This window comes from Streptomyces sp. NPDC006335, from assembly GCF_040612795.1.
Classification (GTDB): Bacteria; Actinomycetota; Actinomycetes; order Streptomycetales; family Streptomycetaceae; genus Streptomyces.
This window is the reverse complement of record NZ_JBEXQX010000008.1, coordinates 258,251-274,488: the sequence shown is the minus strand read 5'-3', so window position 1 is coordinate 274,488 and position 16,238 is coordinate 258,251. Positions and strand designations below refer to the sequence as shown.

Here is a 16,238-nt window from a genome sequence, read left to right as displayed (position 1 = left end):
CGTTACAGCCGCGCCCCCTTGAGCGCCATGTGCAGCAGCAGCCGGTCCTCCCCGTCGTCCAGGTCCAGGCCCGTGAGCTGTTCGACGCGGGAGAGGCGGTAGTAGAGGGTCTGGCGGTGGATGCCCAACTCCGCGGCGGTGCGGCCGGCCTGGCCCGCGCAGTCGAGGTAGACCTCGGCGGTGCGGGCGAGTTCGCGGTGGGCGGGGGAGAGGAGGGGGCGTACGGCCGGGTCGTGGGCCGTCTCCGGGGGGAGGGAGGTCAGCAGCCGGTACGGGCCGATGCGGGACCACTCCGCGACCGGGCCGAGGCCGGGTTCCGCGAGGGCCGCCCGGGCCGCGGCCGACGCCTCCAGCCAGGCGGGGGCCAGCTCGGCGAGGCCCAGGCGGGCGGCGGCGACACCGGCGGCGACACCGGCGGCCACGGCGGCTTGGCCCGCCGCACTGTCCCGCGCCGCACCCGAGGCCGGCGTACCGCGCACCGCCGTGCCGCTGCCCTTGTTCTCGGCCGCACCCGCGCCGGCCGGGCGCGGCTCGCCACCGCCGCGATCACGGTCCCTGCCGGTCTCGCCGTGGACCTCCCCGCCCCGCGCGCGCTCCAGCAGCCGTCCCGCCGCCGAGCTCGCCGGTGTCAGGGTGTCCGTCGCGCGCAGGCGCACCAGTACGGCGAGGGACTGGGCCGAGGTGCCCCACGGCACCGTGCACAGGGCCGTCGCGTGCGGGACCGTACGGGCCGAGGGGGCGTCGTCCGGGTCGGCGGACGGCCATGGGGCGACGCACACCACGGCGTACGGGCCCTCGCCGCGCGAACCCAGCGCCGTGCGCAGGGCCGCCACCGCCATGTCGGCCTGCCAGCCGGGCGCGGCGGTCAGCACCGCCCGCAGCTCCCGGCTCAGGTCGGCCCCGTGCTGCGCCTCGTCCGCGAGCAGCGCGCCGATCCGGGCCGTCACCCGCATGGCCGCGTCCAGTTGCAGGTCGCTCGGCCCGGGATCGGAGTCCAGGAGCCAGACGTATCCGAGGACGACGCCCCGATGACGTACCGGGAGGCAGATCCGTCCCCGGTAGACCCCCGCCTCCGGGGTCGGCGGAATGCGCACGGGGGCGCTGGCCCGCGTGATGCCGAAGCCCTCGAACCACGTCCGGACCGCGGCCGTGGAGCGCCGGGTCAGGATCGAGCGGGTGCGGACGGGGTCCAGCGCCGACGGATCGAGGTCGCCCTCGCTGTCGTACACCCCGAAGGCGATCAGCTCGAAGTCCCGGTTCTCCAGGGTCGCCGGTACGCCCAGGAGCTCCGAGATCTCGTCGATCAGCTCCTGGTAGTCACCTTTGTAGTCCGCGGTCACTCGGGCATTCTCGCGCAAAAACACCCCGCTTCATACATCTGTCTGAGATCTGCGGCACGGATGCGTGACAGGTGTCGATGGCCGACGATCGGAGGGATCCTTAGGTTTCACGGTGGTTCTATCTGCTGGTTTGTGGAGGTGCCCCGTGCTGGGTCCCGTGATTCTTGCCGCGTCGCGCAGCGACCGGATGCGACGCCTGATCTCGGCTGCCCCGGTGACCAAGCAGGTCGTCGACCGCTTCATCCCCGGCGAGACCGTCGACGAGATCGTGCCGATCGTCCAGGAGCTCACCGCCAAGGGCCTGGAGCTGACCATGGACGTGGTCGGCGAGGACATCACCACGCCCGAGCAGGCGGAGGCCGCCCGGGACGCCTACCTCGCGCTCGTCGACCGGCTCAGGACGCTCGAACTGGGTACCAGGGCCGAGATGTCGGTGAAGCTGTCGATGTTCGGCCAGGCGCTGGACGGCGGCCACGAGCTCGCGCTCGCCAACGTCCGGCCCGTCGTCGAGGCCGCCGCCGCCATCGGCACGACCGTCACGCTCGACGCCGAGGACCACACCACCCTCGACTCGATGTTCGCCATCCACGAGGAACTGCGGAAGGACTTCCCGCAGACCGGCTGCGTGATCCAGGCCTACCTCTTCCGCACCGAGGCCGACGCCCGCAGGCTCGCCGCGGCCGGCAGCCGGGTGCGGCTGGTCAAGGGCGCGTACAAGGAGCCCGCCGAGGTCGCCTACCAGCAGAAACACGAGATCGACAAGGCGTACGTCCGGGTCCTGCGCATCCTCATGGAAGGCGAGGGGTACCCCATGGTCGGCTCCCACGACCCGCGCCTGATCTCCATCGCCCAGGAACTAGCCCATCGGGCCGGCCGCAAGCCCGACGAGTACGAGTTCCAGATGCTGTACGGCATCAGGGGCGACGAGCATCTGCGGCTGGCCGCCGAAGGTCACCGCATGCGCGTCTACACCGCCTACGGCACCGACTGGTACGGCTACTTCATGAGGCGGCTGGCGGAGAAGCCGGCGAACCTGCGCTTCTTCGCCCGCAGCATGATCACCCGGGGCTGAAAGGCCCTCACCCGCAGCTTGGTCAGCAAGGGCTGATCCCGAACACCCGCTCAAGCACAAGGAGTTACGGAACCCATGGACGCTGTGACCCAGGTCCCCACCCCCGTCAACGAGCCGGTGCACGGCTATGCCCCCGGTTCGCCCGAGCGGGCCCGGCTGGAGACGAAGCTCAAGGAGCTGGCCGAGAACCCGGTCGACCTGCCGATGACCATCGGCGGCGAGAAGCGGATGGGCGGCGGCGAGCCCTTCCAGGTCGTGCAGCCGCACAACCACAAGGCCGTCCTCGGCACCCTCCGCAACGCCACCCAGCAGGACGCCCGGGACGCCATCGACGCGGCCCTCGCCGCCGCGCCCGCCTGGCGCGCGATGTCCTTCGACGACCGTGCCGCGATCATCCTGCGCGCCGCCGAACTGCTCTCCGGCCCCTGGCGCGAGACGCTGGCCGCCTCCACCATGCTCGGCCAGTCCAAGACCGCCCAGCAGGCCGAGATCGACACGCCCTGCGAGCTGGTCGACTTCTGGCGCTTCAACGTCAAGTACGCCCGTGACCTGCTCGCCGAGCAGCCCCCGGCCAACGCCCCCGGCGTCTGGAACCGCCTCGACCACCGCCCGCTGGAGGGCTTCGTCTACGCGATCACGCCGTTCAACTTCACGGCGATCGCGGGCAACCTGCCCACCGCGCCCGCGCTCATGGGCAACGTGGTGGTCTGGAAGCCGTCCCCCACGCAGACGCACGCTGCCGTCCTCCTCATGCAGCTCCTGGAGGAGGCGGGCCTGCCCAAGGGCGTCATCAACCTCGTCACCGGCGACGGCATCGCGGTCTCCGAGGTCGCCCTGGCCCACCGGGACCTCGCGGGCATCCACTTCACGGGGTCCACCAAGACCTTCCAGCACCTGTGGAAGACGGTCGGCGCGAACATCGAGAAGTACCGCACCTACCCGCGCCTGGTCGGCGAGACCGGCGGCAAGGACTTCGTCGTCGCCCACCCCTCGGCCGACCGCGCGATCCTCAAGACGGCCCTGACCCGGGGTGCCTTCGAGTACCAGGGCCAGAAGTGCTCGGCGACCTCCCGGGCCTACATCCCGGCGTCGATCTGGAACAGCGGTTTCCGCGAGGAGTTCGCCGCCGAGGTCGACGGCATCGCCATGGGTGACGTCACCGACCTGTCCAACTTCATCGGCGCGGTCATCGACGAGCGGGCCTTCGCCAAGAACAAGGCCGCCATCGACCGCGCGAAGTCGGACCCCACCTGCACGATCGTCGCGGGCGGCTCCTACGACGACTCGGTCGGCTATTTCGTCCGCCCGACCGTCGTCGAGTGCACGGACCCGGAGAACGAGGTCTTCACCACCGAGTACTTCGGCCCCTTCCTCGCGGTCCACGTCTACGAGGACGACAAGTACGAGGACATGCTGACCCAGATGGAGTCGGCCTCCGACTACGCGCTGACGGGCTCGGTGATCTCGTCCGACCGCGCGGCCGCCGCGTACACGATGGAGAAGCTGCGCTACGCGGCCGGCAACTTCTACATCAACGACAAGTCCACCGGTGCCGTCGTCGGCCAGCAGCCCTTCGGCGGCGGCCGCGCCTCCGGCACCAACGACAAGGCCGGCGCCCCGCAGAACCTCCAGCGCTGGACCCTGACCCGCGCCATCAAGGAGACGCTGGTCCCGCCGACCGAGTACGGGTACCCGCACATGGGCTGACGGTTCGTCAGTCACCTTGAGGGGCCGGACGAACGTCCGGCCCCTTCGTGCATCCGCTCGTCACTTGCGCGTCTGCCTCTCGATCAGCCCCTGGACGACAACGATCGCGGCCCGCGCGGCCTCAAGCCTGACCCCCTGCATGCGGGCGAGAGCGAGGTAGCCGTCCAGCAGGGAGTCGTCCACGGCGAGTTTGGCGGCGTGGTCCGGTGGCAGCACGTTCGCCCGGTACGCCTCAAGTTCCGCGACGATCACTCCGAACGGCAGCTTCGGGGAGCGCTGTTCGGCGATCCTGAGCTTGCTGACGAGGTCAACCAGCACCCGCAACTCGGCCGTGACGCCCTCCACCGCAGTGGTGAGCGACAGCCGGTCCAGCAGTATCCGTGTCTCGCTCGCCGTGTCGTAACCGGGCTGGAGCCACTGGGCGAGCCGGTCGCGACGGCGGTGGTTGACGGTGAGCCAGGTGCCGACGGCCAGCGAGACAAGGGCGATCACCGCTGCCCACGTCCAAGTGGAGGAGAGCCCGCCGCCGGCGGTGTCGCCGGCTTTCGCCAGCAAGAGGGGAGAAACGCGGGGCGCCATGGTGGTCTCCTTCAGGTCGCCTCTTGCATGGGGGCTGGTGGAACGGGTTCAGGAGGTGCGCGAGCCGCGCATCATGGGGGGATACAGCACATGGGCGGAGCCCCGGCGGAACAGTGCGGGCGGCTTGCCGGGACCCGACCTGCGCACCTTGTTGGTCCTGACCACGAACCCGGAGGTCTCCTCCACCACTTTGCGGTGGAAGTTCCCCGGGTTGATCTCGACGCCCCAAACGGCCTCGTAGACCTTGCGCAGATCGGTGATGGTGAAGAGGTCGTCGCAGAAGTCGGCCGCGATGGTCGTGTGTTCCAGCAGACTTCGGGCCTGTTCGAGCCCGTTCCGGAGGATCTTGCCGTGGTCGAAGCCGAGACGGCCGTCGTCGCCCCACAGTGATTCCTCGACCTCGAGCCAGTCCGCCCGGTACACGTCGGTCGCACCGGTGGCCTCGGGCAGGTTCGGGGTGATCGCCAGGAAGGCGGTTGAGACGACCCGGCCCCGGGGATCCCGGTCCGGATGCGAGTAGGTGTGCAACTGCTTCAGCTGGATGCGGGGACCGCTCAGGCCGGTCTCCTCCCTGAGCTCTCGTCGCGCCGTGTCCTCCAGGGACTCTCCCGGTCGGACGAATCCACCGGGGAGGGCCAGCTTCCAGCGGAACGGCTCCTTGCCGCGTCTGACGAGCAGGACGTTCAGCCGCTCTTCGCGGATGGTGAAGATGACGATGTCTGCGGTCAGCTGCGCGGCGACCCGTGGACGCCTGATCGGCCTGGGCCCCGGGTCGTTGCCGGCGATGATCCGAACCAGGCGGCGCGGGTCGACGACAGTGCCCTCGGCGATGTCGATGGGCAGGTCCTTCGGAGGCTCCGCGTAGTAGACGGCGAGGCCTCGTTCGTGGGCGCGTCCCAGTTCGTATGCGGTGGTACGGCCGACGTACCCGCCGGGGTTCACGACGTACACCAGGTCCGAGGTGAAGATCTTCTCCAGGGTCGCTGTCTGGATGTCGTGGTCCGAGGACTCCGGAGGGTCGGACGCGAAGCGCACGAACTCGTGCCCGTGGTTGATGATCCGGGACATCGGCGGTGTCTTCACAGTCAGCCCGCCGTCCGTGAAGACCTTGGCGGCCGCCAAGACCTCGGGGTAGTGCTGCCGGAAGCTCCCGATGAGTGCGATGGACGGCTGGAGCATGGGATTGCGCATAACGGGACTGTGCCACTCCGGCGGTACCGCCCGGTATTCCTGATAGCGCCGTCCTGACAAGAACCTGGGCGTCGTCCGAGGTGGGAGCCGGTTTTCTGGCAATGTGTCAGAACGAAAAGAACCAAGCCCGGTGCAGGGCCCGGTGCAACGGGGTGCTACTGCGGCGCATCCCGCGGTCGTCCCGCCAAGAGTGACGCGGACGCGCTTACATGGGCGGTGCAGGTGTCTCCGTCGATCGTGACGAACTCCTGGCTGGCTGACCGGCCTTCCGCCGACGTTGTCCTCGAAGGCGGCGGCCCGCGCCCAGTAGTGGGTGAAACGTCCGGTCGCCGTACCGACGCCGCCGGCCGCTGTCGAGACGAACAGGTCGTCGTCCTGGCGGAGCCGCGGCGACCCGGGTGAGACCGACGTACGCCGTCAGGCCCGTGCCGCCGAGCACGCTCAAGTGGACGGAGAGGGGCACGCCTTCATATCGGGGCAGGCGTCTCGACCCGGTCGCAGTCCCAGCGAGTGGATGCGCCGGCCCTGCGGTGGAAGGAACTCATCCTTGGGGATCTCGACTCCACGACGCGGAAAGGGCGCGGGGTCGGGAAGCCGGTAGGACGGGCGCTCTGGCGCACGGTGAGCGCGGTCATGCCCGGGACGGCAGGGAGGAATGCGTGGCGGTGGAGAGGGGGTTGGGCCCATGGAACGGGGCGGACATGAGCCGTCCTCGTGGGGGACATGGGCATTCGGTCTCTCTGGAACCGCAGGAGCTGCGCCGCCTGCGGACGCTTCCCGTCCTCGCGCACGAGCCCCGGGTAATCGCACGCACCAAGATCGGCGGCCCGCTCCGCATCGGCGCCATGTAGCTGCTTTCGCCTGTCCTGGAGCGGCTGTCCGCACTCCACCCCGGCATCGAGGCGAGTGTCACGTCGTACAGGAGATCGGTCCCGGAACGGCCGGTGTGAACTGAAGGGTGGGTCGACCTCGGGACCGCCACGCCAGGCACGTTGACACCGGTGCGCCCGTTCCGTCGAGGCCCGTCGGGGACGTACTCCTGGAAGAGCCGAAGCTCGTGCACCCGGCCGGGACAACTGGCCCTGGTGGGCCGAGCAGGACTGGATCCCCGCCGCGGCCGTCCGGGCGCTTGCTCGGGGTACTCAGGGAATCGGCGAAACCGCAGGTCAGCGACGTGTGATCCACTCCGCCGTCTCAGATAGTAGGAAGTCCGAGTAATTGTGGAGACAGACCGGCCCTCCTCCCTTAGCTTTGTAGGAGCCGAACGTCTCGCTCGATCAAGCGAATGGCGGTCGTGAGCCGGGCCCCGCGCAGGCAACCCCTGCGGTCCGTCGCTCCCCGCCCCTTCCGGCGTCTCGTTGTCCCCTTCCCAGGAATTTCGAAGGAGTCGATTTCTCATGGCCGAGACGACCGCCCGCCGTCGAGTCCGTCACATCTCCCGTACGAGCGAGTCCGACCGCAAGAACGCCGCCGCAGCCCTGCAGCGCGCCCTCGACCGCCGTGACAACGGCGGCTCGACCGGTCACTGACCGGTCCCTCACAGCCGGGAGCCGCACCCGTCCGAGGTGTGGCGCGGGCGCCCGTCAGGCCCCGCGCCGCACCTCGAAATGGTCGATGCGCTCCCCGTTCTGCGCGAGCGCCGACACCGTCAGCCGCGGCCGCGCCCCGCTCTCCACCTCCACCGAGAGCAGCGAGAACCCGCGGTAGCGCACCCGCGACCACTCCACCGTCTCCTTCCGGGGCTGCTTCTCCTTCGTCCACTGGAAGGTCTCGACGGACTCGAGGTCGTGCACGCGCCCCTCGTAGCTCTCCTTCACCCCCGCGGGGAAGCCGTACAGGTCACGGCCGCCCCCGCCGGCCGTGACGTACACGATCCCGTCCCGCGTCGGATCGGTGGCACCGCCGACCGGCACCGGCCGGCCGACCACGCCGCCGCGGATCGCGTCCGTGCGCTCGTACACGTGGTTGTGCCCGTTGATCACCAGGTCCACCCGGTGCTGCTCGAACAGCGGCAGCCACGCGGCGCGCACCCCGCCGTCGGAGGCGTGCGAGGACGTCGAGTACGCGCAGTGGTGGAAGTAGACGACGACGAAGTCGATCCCCGTCGTCGAGCGCAACTCACCGAGTCTCCGCTCCAGCCACTTCGTCTGCTTCCCGTCCGTGCAGCCGAAGTTGGCCTGGATCTCGTACGACACGTCGTTCGCGTCCAGCGCCACGACGCCGACGTTGCCGTACGTGAAGGAGTACACGCCCGGTGCCGAGCGCGGGTCGAAGCCGCTGTCCGGCAGGGACCAGCGGGCGAGCTGGCCGCCGTAGCCGTCGGGGGAGTACCAGGCCTCCATGTCGTGGTTGCCGGTGGTCACCATCCACGGCACGCTCCGCGCGACCTCCTCGTTCTGCTTGAGGAACAGGTCCCAGAAGCCGGGGTCGTAGCCGTCGGACTTCAGGCCCTGGCCGTTGGCGTCGGCGTAGCACAGGTCGCCGGCGTGCAGGTGGAAGGCGGGCTTCTGGCGCAGCAGGAGGTTGTCGTTGGCGGCCGCGGCGGTGCCGACCCCCTGGTCGCCGAACGCGGTGAACACGAACTTCTCCGGGCTCGCCGGCGCTGTACGGAAGCTGGTGATGGTCGAGCGGCGGCTCGCGTCCGCCGGGTCGTAGCCGTCGTGGCCGACGCCGTAGTAGTACGTCGTGCCGGGCCGCAGTCCGTCCAGGGCCGCGTGCAGGTAGTACTGGTCGAGCGCGAGGCGTACGCCGGTCCGGCCCGGGGTGTGCAGGTCGCGGAGCTCGGCCTCGATCCTGCGGCCCAGGTCGTCGGGGGTCAGGCCGACGCGGACGTACGGCTTGCGCACCGCGAGCGGGACCTGCCACGAGATCCGCATCTGGGTCTTCGGGTCGGCGCCGAAGGCGAGGTGGCGGCCGAAGGGGGAGACGGCGGAACCGTGCACCGCCCTCGTGGGGGTGGGGGAGGCGGTGGACCTCCCCTCGGTGGAACAGCCCGTCAGCAGGCCACCGGCCACCGCGCCCGCTGTCACCAGCGTGCGGCGACGGGACACCTTGGTCCGCAGGTACTCGTGCTGTTCGGCCATGCTCATCCGCAGTGCGAGCCGGGGCGGGATGCCGAAGTCGGGAAGGTCCATGCCGGTGAAGTTCCCAGCGGATCCCAACGGCCGCCACACCTAAGGGTGAACGCCAGTCGAAGGGCTGACGCAGGCCCACGCCTGTGTCCGCATCGCGGACAGCCGGTGTCATTCCATGGGACGAGGAGTAGGGTTCCCGCATGTCTCGCAGCATCAATCTCGCAGTGATTCCCGGTGACGGCATCGGCCAGGAGGTCGTGGCCGAAGGTCTGAAAGTCCTCTCCGCCGTCCTTCCGCAGGATGTGAAGCTGGAGACCAAGGACTTCGACTTCGGCGCCAAGCGCTACCACGCCACCGGTGAGACCCTCACCGACGCCGACCTCGACGCGCTGAAGAAGCACGACGCGATCCTGCTCGGCGCCATCGGCGACCCGTCGGTCCCGTCCGGTGTGCTGGAGCGCGGCTTCCTGCTCAAGCTCCGCTTCGCCTTCGACCACCACGTGAACCTGCGTCCGTCGAAGCTGCTCCCGGGTGTCGACACGCCCCTCAAGGGCGAGCCGGCCATCGACTTCGTGGTCGTCCGCGAGGGCACCGAGGGCCCCTACACCGGCAACGGCGGCACCATCCGCAAGGGCACCGAGCACGAGGTGGCCACCGAGGTCTCCGTGAACACGGCCTTCGGTGTCGAGCGCGTGGTCCGCGACGCCTTCGCCCGCGCCCAGGCCCGCCCCCGCAAGAAGCTCACGCTGGTCCACAAGAACAACGTGCTGACCTTCGCCGGGCACCTGTGGACGAACATCTTCAACAAGGTGGCCGCGGAGTTCCCGGAGGTCACCACCGACTACATCCACGTGGACGCGGCCACGATCTACCTGGTCACCGACCCGGCCCGGTTCGACGTGATCGTCACCGACAACCTCTTCGGCGACATCATCACCGACCTCGCCGCGGCCGTCTCCGGCGGCATCGGCGTCGCGGCGAGCGGGAACATCAACCCCTCCGGCGAGTTCCCGTCCATGTTCGAGCCGGTCCACGGTTCGGCCCCGGACATCGCCGGCCAGGGCAAGGCCGACCCCACCGCCACGGTCCTGTCCGTCGCCCTGCTCCTGCGCCACCTCGGCTACGAGGCCGAGGCCGCCCGTATCGAGGAGGCGGTCTCCGCCGACCTCGCCGAGCGCACCGGCAAGCCCGCCCGCTCCACGTCGGAGATCGGCGACGCGCTGGCCGTACGAGTAGCCGGCTGACCGGGCGGACTACTCGAAAAAGCATTCGAAGCCGCCGGGTCACTCGCACCCGGCGGCTTTCGCATGTCCCCCGCCGGGTGTCACCATCATCCCCTGGGTCGCATTTCACGCCGTTTCTTCCCCGGCCCCCCGCTTGCGATAATCGAACGCGGAGCCGCGGAATGAGGGAATGCTCGGACGTCCTAGCACTGGTCACTGACAGTAAAAGGGCGTGAGCGCGGCCCGTCACTACACAACCGGTGAAGGACAACCACTCATGACGACGCCCACGATCGAGCTCAAGCCCTCCGCCAGCCCGCTCTCCGCCACCGAGCGCGAGGCGATCCTGGCCAACCCCGGGTTCGGCCGCCACTTCACCGACCACATGGTGACGATCAAGTGGACCGAGGGTCGCGGCTGGCACGACGCGCAGCTCGTCCCGTACGGCCCGATCTCCCTCGACCCCTCCACCCACGTGCTCCACTACGGCCAGGAGATCTTCGAGGGACTGAAGGCCTACCGTCAGGCCGACGGCTCGGTCGCCGTGTTCCGCCCCGAGGCCAACGCGCGCCGCTTCCGCAACTCGGCCCGCAGGATGGCGATGGCCGAACTGCCCGAGGAGCTGTTCCTTGAGGCCCTCGACGCGCTGATCGGCCAGGACGCCGACTGGGTTCCGCCGCACGGCGGCGAGGAGTCCCTCTACCTGCGCCCGTTCATGTTCGCCACGGAGGCCGCGCTCGGCGTCCACCCGGCCAACGAGTACCTCTTCATGCTGATCGCCTCGCCGTCCGGCGCGTACTTCGCGGGGGGCGTCAAGCCGGTCACCATCTGGGTCTCCGAGGACTACGTCCGCGCGGTCCCCGGCGGCACCGGTGACGCCAAGACCGGCGGCAACTACGCGGCCTCCCTCCTCCCGCAGGCCGAGGCCGCCGCCCACGGCTGCGACCAGGTCGTCTACCTCGACGCGGTGACCCGCACCAAGGTCGAGGAGTCCGGTTCCATGAACATCGCCTTCGTCTACGGCGACCGGATCGTCACGCCGTCGCTCACGGGCTCCATCCTCGAGGGCATCACCCGCGACTCCCTCCTCCAGGTCGCCCGCGACCTCGGCTACACCGCCGAGGAAGGGGTGATCACCCTCGACCAGTGGCGCGCCGACGCCGCCTCCGGCGCCCTCACCGAGGTCTTCGCCTGCGGCACCGCGGCCGTCGTCACACCGATCGGGCACGTCAAGACCAAGACGGACGCCTGGAGCCACGGCGACGGCACGCCCGGCGAGGTCACCCTGAAGCTGCGCGAGGCGCTGCTCGGCATCCAGCGCGGTGTCAGGGAGGACAAGCACGGCTGGATGCACAAGCTGGGCTGACCCTCCCAGCTCTTCCGCGGGCCCGCTCGGACGATGTCCGGGCGGGCCCGTCTGTCGTTTGAGCGCCGCTCGATGTGACCCGGTCGACTGGCATCGTCCCTTTGCCTGCATGCCACTCTCCTTTAGAGTGCTGCTCTAAAGGAGGGAACGAGATGCGGCTGACCCCGACCGAACGTGACCGGTTGCTGCTCTTCGGGGCCGCCGAGCTGGCGCGGGCACGCAGAGCCCGCGGGCTGCGGCTGAACGTCCCGGAGGCGACCGCGCTCGTCGCGGACACCGTGTGCGAGGCCGCCCGGGACGGGGCGCGGCTGGCCGAGGCCGTCGAGCGCGCCCGGTCGGTGCTCGGGCCCGACGACGTCCTGCCCGGTGTCGCCGACATCGTCACGGAGGTGCATGTCGAGGCGGTCTTCGACGACGGCTCGCGGCTCGCGGTCGTCAGCGATCCGATCGGCGGGGGGCTCGGCGAGCGGGCGCCCGGCGCGCTGCTGCCGGGGCCGGAGCACGCCGATCCCGAGCCGGTCGTACGGCTGACGGTCACCAACACCGCCACCGTGCCCGTCTCCGTCACCTCCCACTTCCACTTCTTCGAGGCCAACCCCCGCCTGGACTTCCCCCGGGCCGAGGCGTACGGCATGAGACTCGCGGTGCCCGCCGGCTCGTCCGTGCGCTTCGGCCCGGGTGAGTCGGGGGAGGTCGGCCTGGTGCCGATCGGGGGTGCGCGGGTGGCTGTCGGGTTCGCGGGGCTGGTCGACGGGCCGCTGGACGCGCCCGGCGCCCGTGAGGAGGCGTTGCGGCGGGCTGCGGCGTGCGGGTATCTGGGCGTGGTGGACGAGGAGGCCGTCGGATGAGTCGGCTTGTGTGGGAGTCGGGCTGGGTGGGTCCGGTGCCGATCGGGGGTGCGCGTGTGGTGGTCGGGTTCGCGGGGCTGGTCGACGGGCTGCTGGACGCGCCTGCGGGGGCGCGTCTGGGCGTGGTGGACGGGGAGGGTGCGCTGTGAGCGGGCCTGTGGGATGTGGTGCTCGTGTGGCCGGGGGTTTCGCGGGTCTCGGTGACGGACCGCTGGACCTGCCCAGCATCGACGCGGTTGTGGCCGCGGTCTCCGAGGAGCTCCTCGCGACCGCCCGCCCTGCCCTGTCCGGGAGAACTCGACGGGAAGGGTGCTCGATGAGCGGCCCGGCACGGGTGAGCGTGGCATCGATCGCGGCGTCGTCCTGCGGCCGTCGGGGAGTCGTCGTCGAGGAGGTCGTCCGATGAGCCGCCCCGGGGGGCACCCGGCCGAGGCCCGCCGTCTCACCCCGTACGAGTACGCCGCCACCCACGGCCCCCGCGCCGGCGACCGCGTGCGGCTCGGTGACTCGGGGCTGGTGATCCGGGTCGAGGAGGACTCCCAGCGCTACGGCGACGAGTTCCTCGCGGGGTTCGGCAAGACCGCCCGTGACGGTCTGCACCTCAAGGCCGCCGCCGTGCGCGAGACCTGTGACGTCGTCGTCAGCAACGTCGTCGTGATCGACGCCGTGCAGGGGATCCGGAAGGTCTCCATCGGGATCAGGGAAGGGCGGATCCACGCCATCGGGCGGGCCGGGAACCCCGACACCCTCGACGGGGTCGACGTCGTCGTCGGCACCGGTACCTCCATCGTGTCCGGCGAGGGGCTCATCGCCACCGCGGGGGCCGTCGACACCCACGTCCATCTGCTGTCGCCGCGGATCATGGAGGCCTCGCTGGCGTCCGGGGTGACCACGATCATCGGGCAGGAGTTCGGCCCGGTGTGGGGCGTCGGCGTCAACTCGCCCTGGGCGCTGCGGCACGCGTTCGCCGCCTTCGACGCCTGGCCGGTCAACATCGGCTTCCTGGGCCGGGGTTCGTCCTCCACCGAGGCTCCCCTGATCGAGGCCCTCGCCGAAGGGGGCGCCTCCGGCTTCAAGGTGCACGAGGACATGGGCGCCCACACCCGCGCGCTGGACACCGCCCTCCGGGTCGCCGAGGAGCACGACGTCCAAGTCGCCCTGCACAGCGACGGGTTGAACGAGTGCCTGTCCGTCGAGGACACCCTGAGGGTGCTGGACGGCCGCACCATCCACGCCTTCCACATCGAGGGCTGCGGCGGCGGACACGTACCGAACGTGCTGAAGATGGCCGGAGTCCCGAACGTCATCGGCTCCTCCACCAACCCCACCCTGCCCTTCGGCCGGGACGCCGTCGCCGAGCACTACGGCATGATCGTCTCCGTCCACGACCTCAAGCCCGACCTGCCCGGCGACGCCGCCATGGCCCGCGACCGCATCCGCGCCGGGACCATGGGCGCCGAGGACGTGCTGCACGACCTGGGCGCGATCGGCATCACCTCGTCCGACGCGCAGGGCATGGGGCGGGCCGGGGAGACGGTCCGTCGTACCTTCGCGATGGCCGGGAAGATGAAGGCCGAGTTCGGGGCGCCGGAGGAGCACGACAACGAACGCGTGCTGCGCTACATCGCCAAGCTGACCATCAACCCGGCCGTCGCACACGGCCTTTCGCACGAGGTCGGCTCGATCGAGGTCGGCAAACTGGCCGATCTCGTGCTGTGGCGGCCGGAGTACTTCGGCGCCAAGCCGCAACTCGTCCTGAAGTCCGGCTTCCCGGCCTACGGCGTGGTCGGCGACCCCGGCGCGGCCACCGACACCTGCGAACCCCTCGTGCTGGGACCGCAGTTCGGGGCGCACGGTGCCACCCCCGCCGAGATCTCCGTCGCCTTCGTCGCCCGGGCCGCCCTCGACCAGGGCCACGACCTGATGCCGACCCGCAGGAGAAGGGTCGCCGTGCACGGCACCCGCGGTATCGGACCGGCCGACCTGCGCCTCAACTCCCGTACCGGAGCGGTGGACGTGGACCAGCGCACCGGCCTGGTGACGCTGGACGGAGAACCGCTCACCTCCGCACCGGCCGACTCCGTCTCCCTCAACCGCCTCTACTTCCTCTAGGACTTCCAGGACCCCCGATGACCTACCGCATGCCTCCCGAATGGGCCCCGCACGAACGCACCTGGATGGCCTGGCCCGGCGCCAACCCGACCTTCGCCGACGACGCGGAACTGGCCGCGGCCCGCGCCGCCTGGGCGTCCGTGGCCCGCGCGGTGCGCCGCTTCGAGCCGGTGACGATGGTGCACGGCCCCGGCCACGCCGAGTCCGCGCGCGCCCTGCTCGGCCCGGACGTCGAGCTCGTGGAGCGCGAGCTCGACGACGCCTGGATGCGCGACATCGGCCCGACGTTCGTCACGGACGAGGAAGGCCGACTGGCCGCCGTGGACTGGGTGTTCAACGGCTGGGGCGGCCAGGACTGGGCCCGCTGGGAGCACGACTCCAAGATCGCCCGCCAGGTCGCCGACCTCGCCGGGGTCCCGGTGCTGAGCAGCCCGCTCGTCAACGAGGGCGGCGCGATCCACGTCGACGGCGAGGGCACCGTCCTGCTCACCGACACCGTCCAGCTCGGCGCCGGACGCAACCCCGGCTGGACCCGGGAGCAGGTCGAGGCGGAGATCCACGCCAGGCTCGGCACCACCAGGGCCATCTGGCTCCCGCGCGGCCTGACCGGCGACTACGGCACGTACGGCACCCAGGGCCACGTCGACATCGTGGCCGCCTTCGCCCGCCCGGGAGTCGTGGTCGCCCACCACCAGCCCGACCCCGCCCACCCGGACCACGAGGTGACCAAGGAGGTCATCGGGCTCCTCGAAGCCCAGACCGACGCCTGTGGCCGCTGCCTGGAGGTCGTCCCGGTGCCCGCGCCGACCGTCCTGGAGGCCGACGGGCACTGGGTCGACTACTCCTACATCAACCACTACCTCTGCAACGGCGGTGTCGTGCTGTGCGGCTTCGGCGACCCGCGAGACGAGCTCGCGGCCGGGATCTTCCGGCGCCTGTTCCCGCAGCGCACGGTGACGCTGGTCGACGCCCGTACGATCTTCGCGGGCGGTGGCGGTATCCACTGCATCACCCAGCAGCAGCCGAGGATCTAGTTCGAGGAGTGGCGCATGGCCGGTGGGCGCAGGCAGGCCCCGCCCCGCGAGGACGTCCTCGCCGCGGCCATGGAGATGATCGCCGAACGGGGCCTGGAGAAGCTCACCATGGCCGCGCTCGGCCGCGAGGTCGGCATGAGCAGCGGCCACCTCCTCTACTACTTCCGCACCAAGGACGAACTGCTGCTGCAGGCCCTGGAGTGGAGCGAGGGCCGGCTCGGCGCCGAACGCGCCCGGCTCCTCGCCCGCAGGGCGACCGCCCGCGAACGGCTCGACGCGTACGTCGACCTGTACGTCCCCGACGGCCACCGCGACCCGCACTGGACCCTCTGGCTGGAGGTCTGGAACCGCTCGCAGAACGCCGACGCCGATGCCCGCGACCGCCAGGCCGCGATCGAGGGAGTCTGGCACCGGGACCTGGTCGCCCTGCTCGCGGAAGGGGTGTCGCGGGGGGAGTTCCGGGCCGTCGACGCGGACCGTTTCGCCACCCGGCTGCGGGCCCTGCTCGACGGCTTCTCCATCCACGTGGCGATCGGGCTGCGCGGGACGGACCGGGGGACGATTCTCGGCCACGTGCGGGAGTTCCTCGACGACAGCCTCCTCGCGGACGCGTGACCTTCCGTCCGGGTTGTACGCAATAAGGCCCATTGACCGTGTGGTCGGTGGTGCGTTTGCCTCGACGGGAGCCCTCG

Annotated in this window: 14 protein-coding genes; 10 read left to right on the top strand and 4 right to left on the bottom strand. The window is 70.6% G+C overall.

Annotated features, from left to right (window positions below):
- Positions 1–2: 2 nt before the first annotated feature.
- Positions 3–1,340 (bottom strand): helix-turn-helix domain-containing protein, encoded by a 1,338-nt coding sequence (locus ABZ098_RS23750; RefSeq protein WP_356594203.1) that lies wholly within the window; start codon positions 1,338–1,340, stop codon positions 3–5.
- Positions 1,341–1,485: 145 nt separating this feature from the next.
- Here ABZ098_RS23750 and ABZ098_RS23745 point away from each other — a divergent pair, with 145 nt between their 5' ends.
- A complete protein-coding gene (locus ABZ098_RS23745; protein WP_356594201.1) occupies positions 1,486–2,412 on the top strand; it encodes a proline dehydrogenase family protein in 927 nt (308 codons plus the stop codon).
- Between the two features lie 75 nt (positions 2,413–2,487).
- Positions 2,488–4,119 (top strand): L-glutamate gamma-semialdehyde dehydrogenase, encoded by a 1,632-nt coding sequence (gene pruA, locus ABZ098_RS23740; RefSeq protein ID WP_356594199.1) that lies wholly within the window; start codon positions 2,488–2,490, stop codon positions 4,117–4,119.
- 60 nt (positions 4,120–4,179) lie between these two features.
- Here the strand turns inward: pruA and ABZ098_RS23735 are convergent, their stop codons facing one another.
- Both ABZ098_RS23735 and ABZ098_RS23730 read right to left on the bottom strand, forming a co-directional pair.
- Positions 4,180–4,698 (bottom strand): hypothetical protein, encoded by a 519-nt coding sequence (locus ABZ098_RS23735; RefSeq protein ID WP_356594197.1) that lies wholly within the window; start codon positions 4,696–4,698, stop codon positions 4,180–4,182.
- 48 nt (positions 4,699–4,746) lie between these two features.
- On the bottom strand, positions 4,747–5,889 hold the full coding sequence (locus ABZ098_RS23730; RefSeq protein WP_356594195.1) for an NUDIX hydrolase: 1,143 nt from the start codon (positions 5,887–5,889) through the stop codon (positions 4,747–4,749).
- A gap of 1,397 nt (positions 5,890–7,286) precedes the next feature.
- On the opposite strand from ABZ098_RS23730, the gene ABZ098_RS23725 reads away from it, so the two are divergent.
- Entirely contained in the window at positions 7,287–7,418 is a 132-nt protein-coding gene (locus tag ABZ098_RS23725; RefSeq protein ID WP_107056436.1) for a hypothetical protein, read from the top strand.
- Positions 7,419–7,472: 54 nt separating this feature from the next.
- On the opposite strand, the gene ABZ098_RS23720 is transcribed toward ABZ098_RS23725, so the two are convergent.
- Positions 7,473–9,023, bottom strand: a complete 1,551-nt coding sequence (locus ABZ098_RS23720; protein ID WP_356594193.1) for a metallophosphoesterase family protein — start codon at positions 9,021–9,023, stop codon at positions 7,473–7,475.
- A gap of 140 nt (positions 9,024–9,163) precedes the next feature.
- Here ABZ098_RS23720 and ABZ098_RS23715 point away from each other — a divergent pair, with 140 nt between their 5' ends.
- The 7 genes from ABZ098_RS23715 (at position 9,164) to ABZ098_RS23685 (ending at position 16,161) form a co-directional block, all read left to right on the top strand.
- Positions 9,164–10,207 (top strand): 3-isopropylmalate dehydrogenase, encoded by a 1,044-nt coding sequence (locus tag ABZ098_RS23715; protein WP_356594191.1) that lies wholly within the window; start codon positions 9,164–9,166, stop codon positions 10,205–10,207.
- A 256-nt stretch (positions 10,208–10,463) separates the two neighbouring features.
- Positions 10,464–11,552: a branched-chain amino acid aminotransferase gene (locus tag ABZ098_RS23710; protein ID WP_356594189.1), complete on the top strand. Its 1,089-nt coding sequence runs from the start codon at positions 10,464–10,466 to the stop codon at positions 11,550–11,552.
- A gap of 152 nt (positions 11,553–11,704) precedes the next feature.
- Complete coding sequence (gene ureA / locus ABZ098_RS23705; RefSeq protein ID WP_356594187.1) at positions 11,705–12,400, top strand: urease subunit gamma; 696 nt, start codon at positions 11,705–11,707, stop codon at positions 12,398–12,400.
- The gene (locus tag ABZ098_RS23700; protein WP_356594410.1) at positions 12,397–12,549 is read left to right on the top strand and encodes a hypothetical protein; all 153 of its coding nucleotides are present in this window, start codon (positions 12,397–12,399) and stop codon (positions 12,547–12,549) included. Before ureA ends, ABZ098_RS23700 begins: the two co-directional genes overlap by 4 nt.
- Positions 12,550–12,802: 253 nt before the next feature.
- The gene (locus ABZ098_RS23695; RefSeq protein WP_356594185.1) at positions 12,803–14,512 is read left to right on the top strand and encodes an urease subunit alpha; all 1,710 of its coding nucleotides are present in this window, start codon (positions 12,803–12,805) and stop codon (positions 14,510–14,512) included.
- A 17-nt stretch (positions 14,513–14,529) separates the two neighbouring features.
- On the top strand, positions 14,530–15,546 hold the full coding sequence (locus ABZ098_RS23690; RefSeq protein WP_356594183.1) for an agmatine deiminase family protein: 1,017 nt from the start codon (positions 14,530–14,532) through the stop codon (positions 15,544–15,546).
- Positions 15,547–15,561: 15 nt separating this feature from the next.
- Positions 15,562–16,161 carry a TetR/AcrR family transcriptional regulator gene (locus tag ABZ098_RS23685; protein WP_356594181.1) on the top strand — a complete coding sequence of 200 codons (600 nt, stop codon included), beginning with the start codon at positions 15,562–15,564 and terminating at the stop codon, positions 16,159–16,161.
- Positions 16,162–16,238: the final 77 nt, after the last annotated feature.

Excerpts from the sequence above, each read along its gene's own strand:
- ABZ098_RS23690 (WP_356594183.1), top strand. The coding sequence starts at position 14,530 with ATGACCTACCGCATGCCTCCCGAATGGGCCCCGCACGAACGCACCTGG.
- ureA (WP_356594187.1), top strand. The coding sequence starts at position 11,705 with ATGCGGCTGACCCCGACCGAACGTGACCGGTTGCTGCTCTTCGGGGCC.
- ABZ098_RS23700 (WP_356594410.1), top strand. The coding sequence starts at position 12,397 with ATGAGTCGGCTTGTGTGGGAGTCGGGCTGGGTGGGTCCGGTGCCGATC.
- ABZ098_RS23725 (WP_107056436.1), top strand. The coding sequence starts at position 7,287 with ATGGCCGAGACGACCGCCCGCCGTCGAGTCCGTCACATCTCCCGTACG.
- ABZ098_RS23710 (WP_356594189.1), top strand. The coding sequence starts at position 10,464 with ATGACGACGCCCACGATCGAGCTCAAGCCCTCCGCCAGCCCGCTCTCC.
- ABZ098_RS23720 (WP_356594193.1), bottom strand. The coding sequence starts at position 9,023 with ATGGACCTTCCCGACTTCGGCATCCCGCCCCGGCTCGCACTGCGGATG.
- ABZ098_RS23735 (WP_356594197.1), bottom strand. The coding sequence starts at position 4,698 with ATGGCGCCCCGCGTTTCTCCCCTCTTGCTGGCGAAAGCCGGCGACACC.
- ABZ098_RS23685 (WP_356594181.1), top strand. The coding sequence starts at position 15,562 with ATGGCCGGTGGGCGCAGGCAGGCCCCGCCCCGCGAGGACGTCCTCGCC.
- pruA (WP_356594199.1), top strand. The coding sequence starts at position 2,488 with ATGGACGCTGTGACCCAGGTCCCCACCCCCGTCAACGAGCCGGTGCAC.
- ABZ098_RS23695 (WP_356594185.1), top strand. The coding sequence starts at position 12,803 with ATGAGCCGCCCCGGGGGGCACCCGGCCGAGGCCCGCCGTCTCACCCCG.
- ABZ098_RS23730 (WP_356594195.1), bottom strand. The coding sequence starts at position 5,889 with ATGCGCAATCCCATGCTCCAGCCGTCCATCGCACTCATCGGGAGCTTC.
- ABZ098_RS23715 (WP_356594191.1), top strand. The coding sequence starts at position 9,164 with ATGTCTCGCAGCATCAATCTCGCAGTGATTCCCGGTGACGGCATCGGC.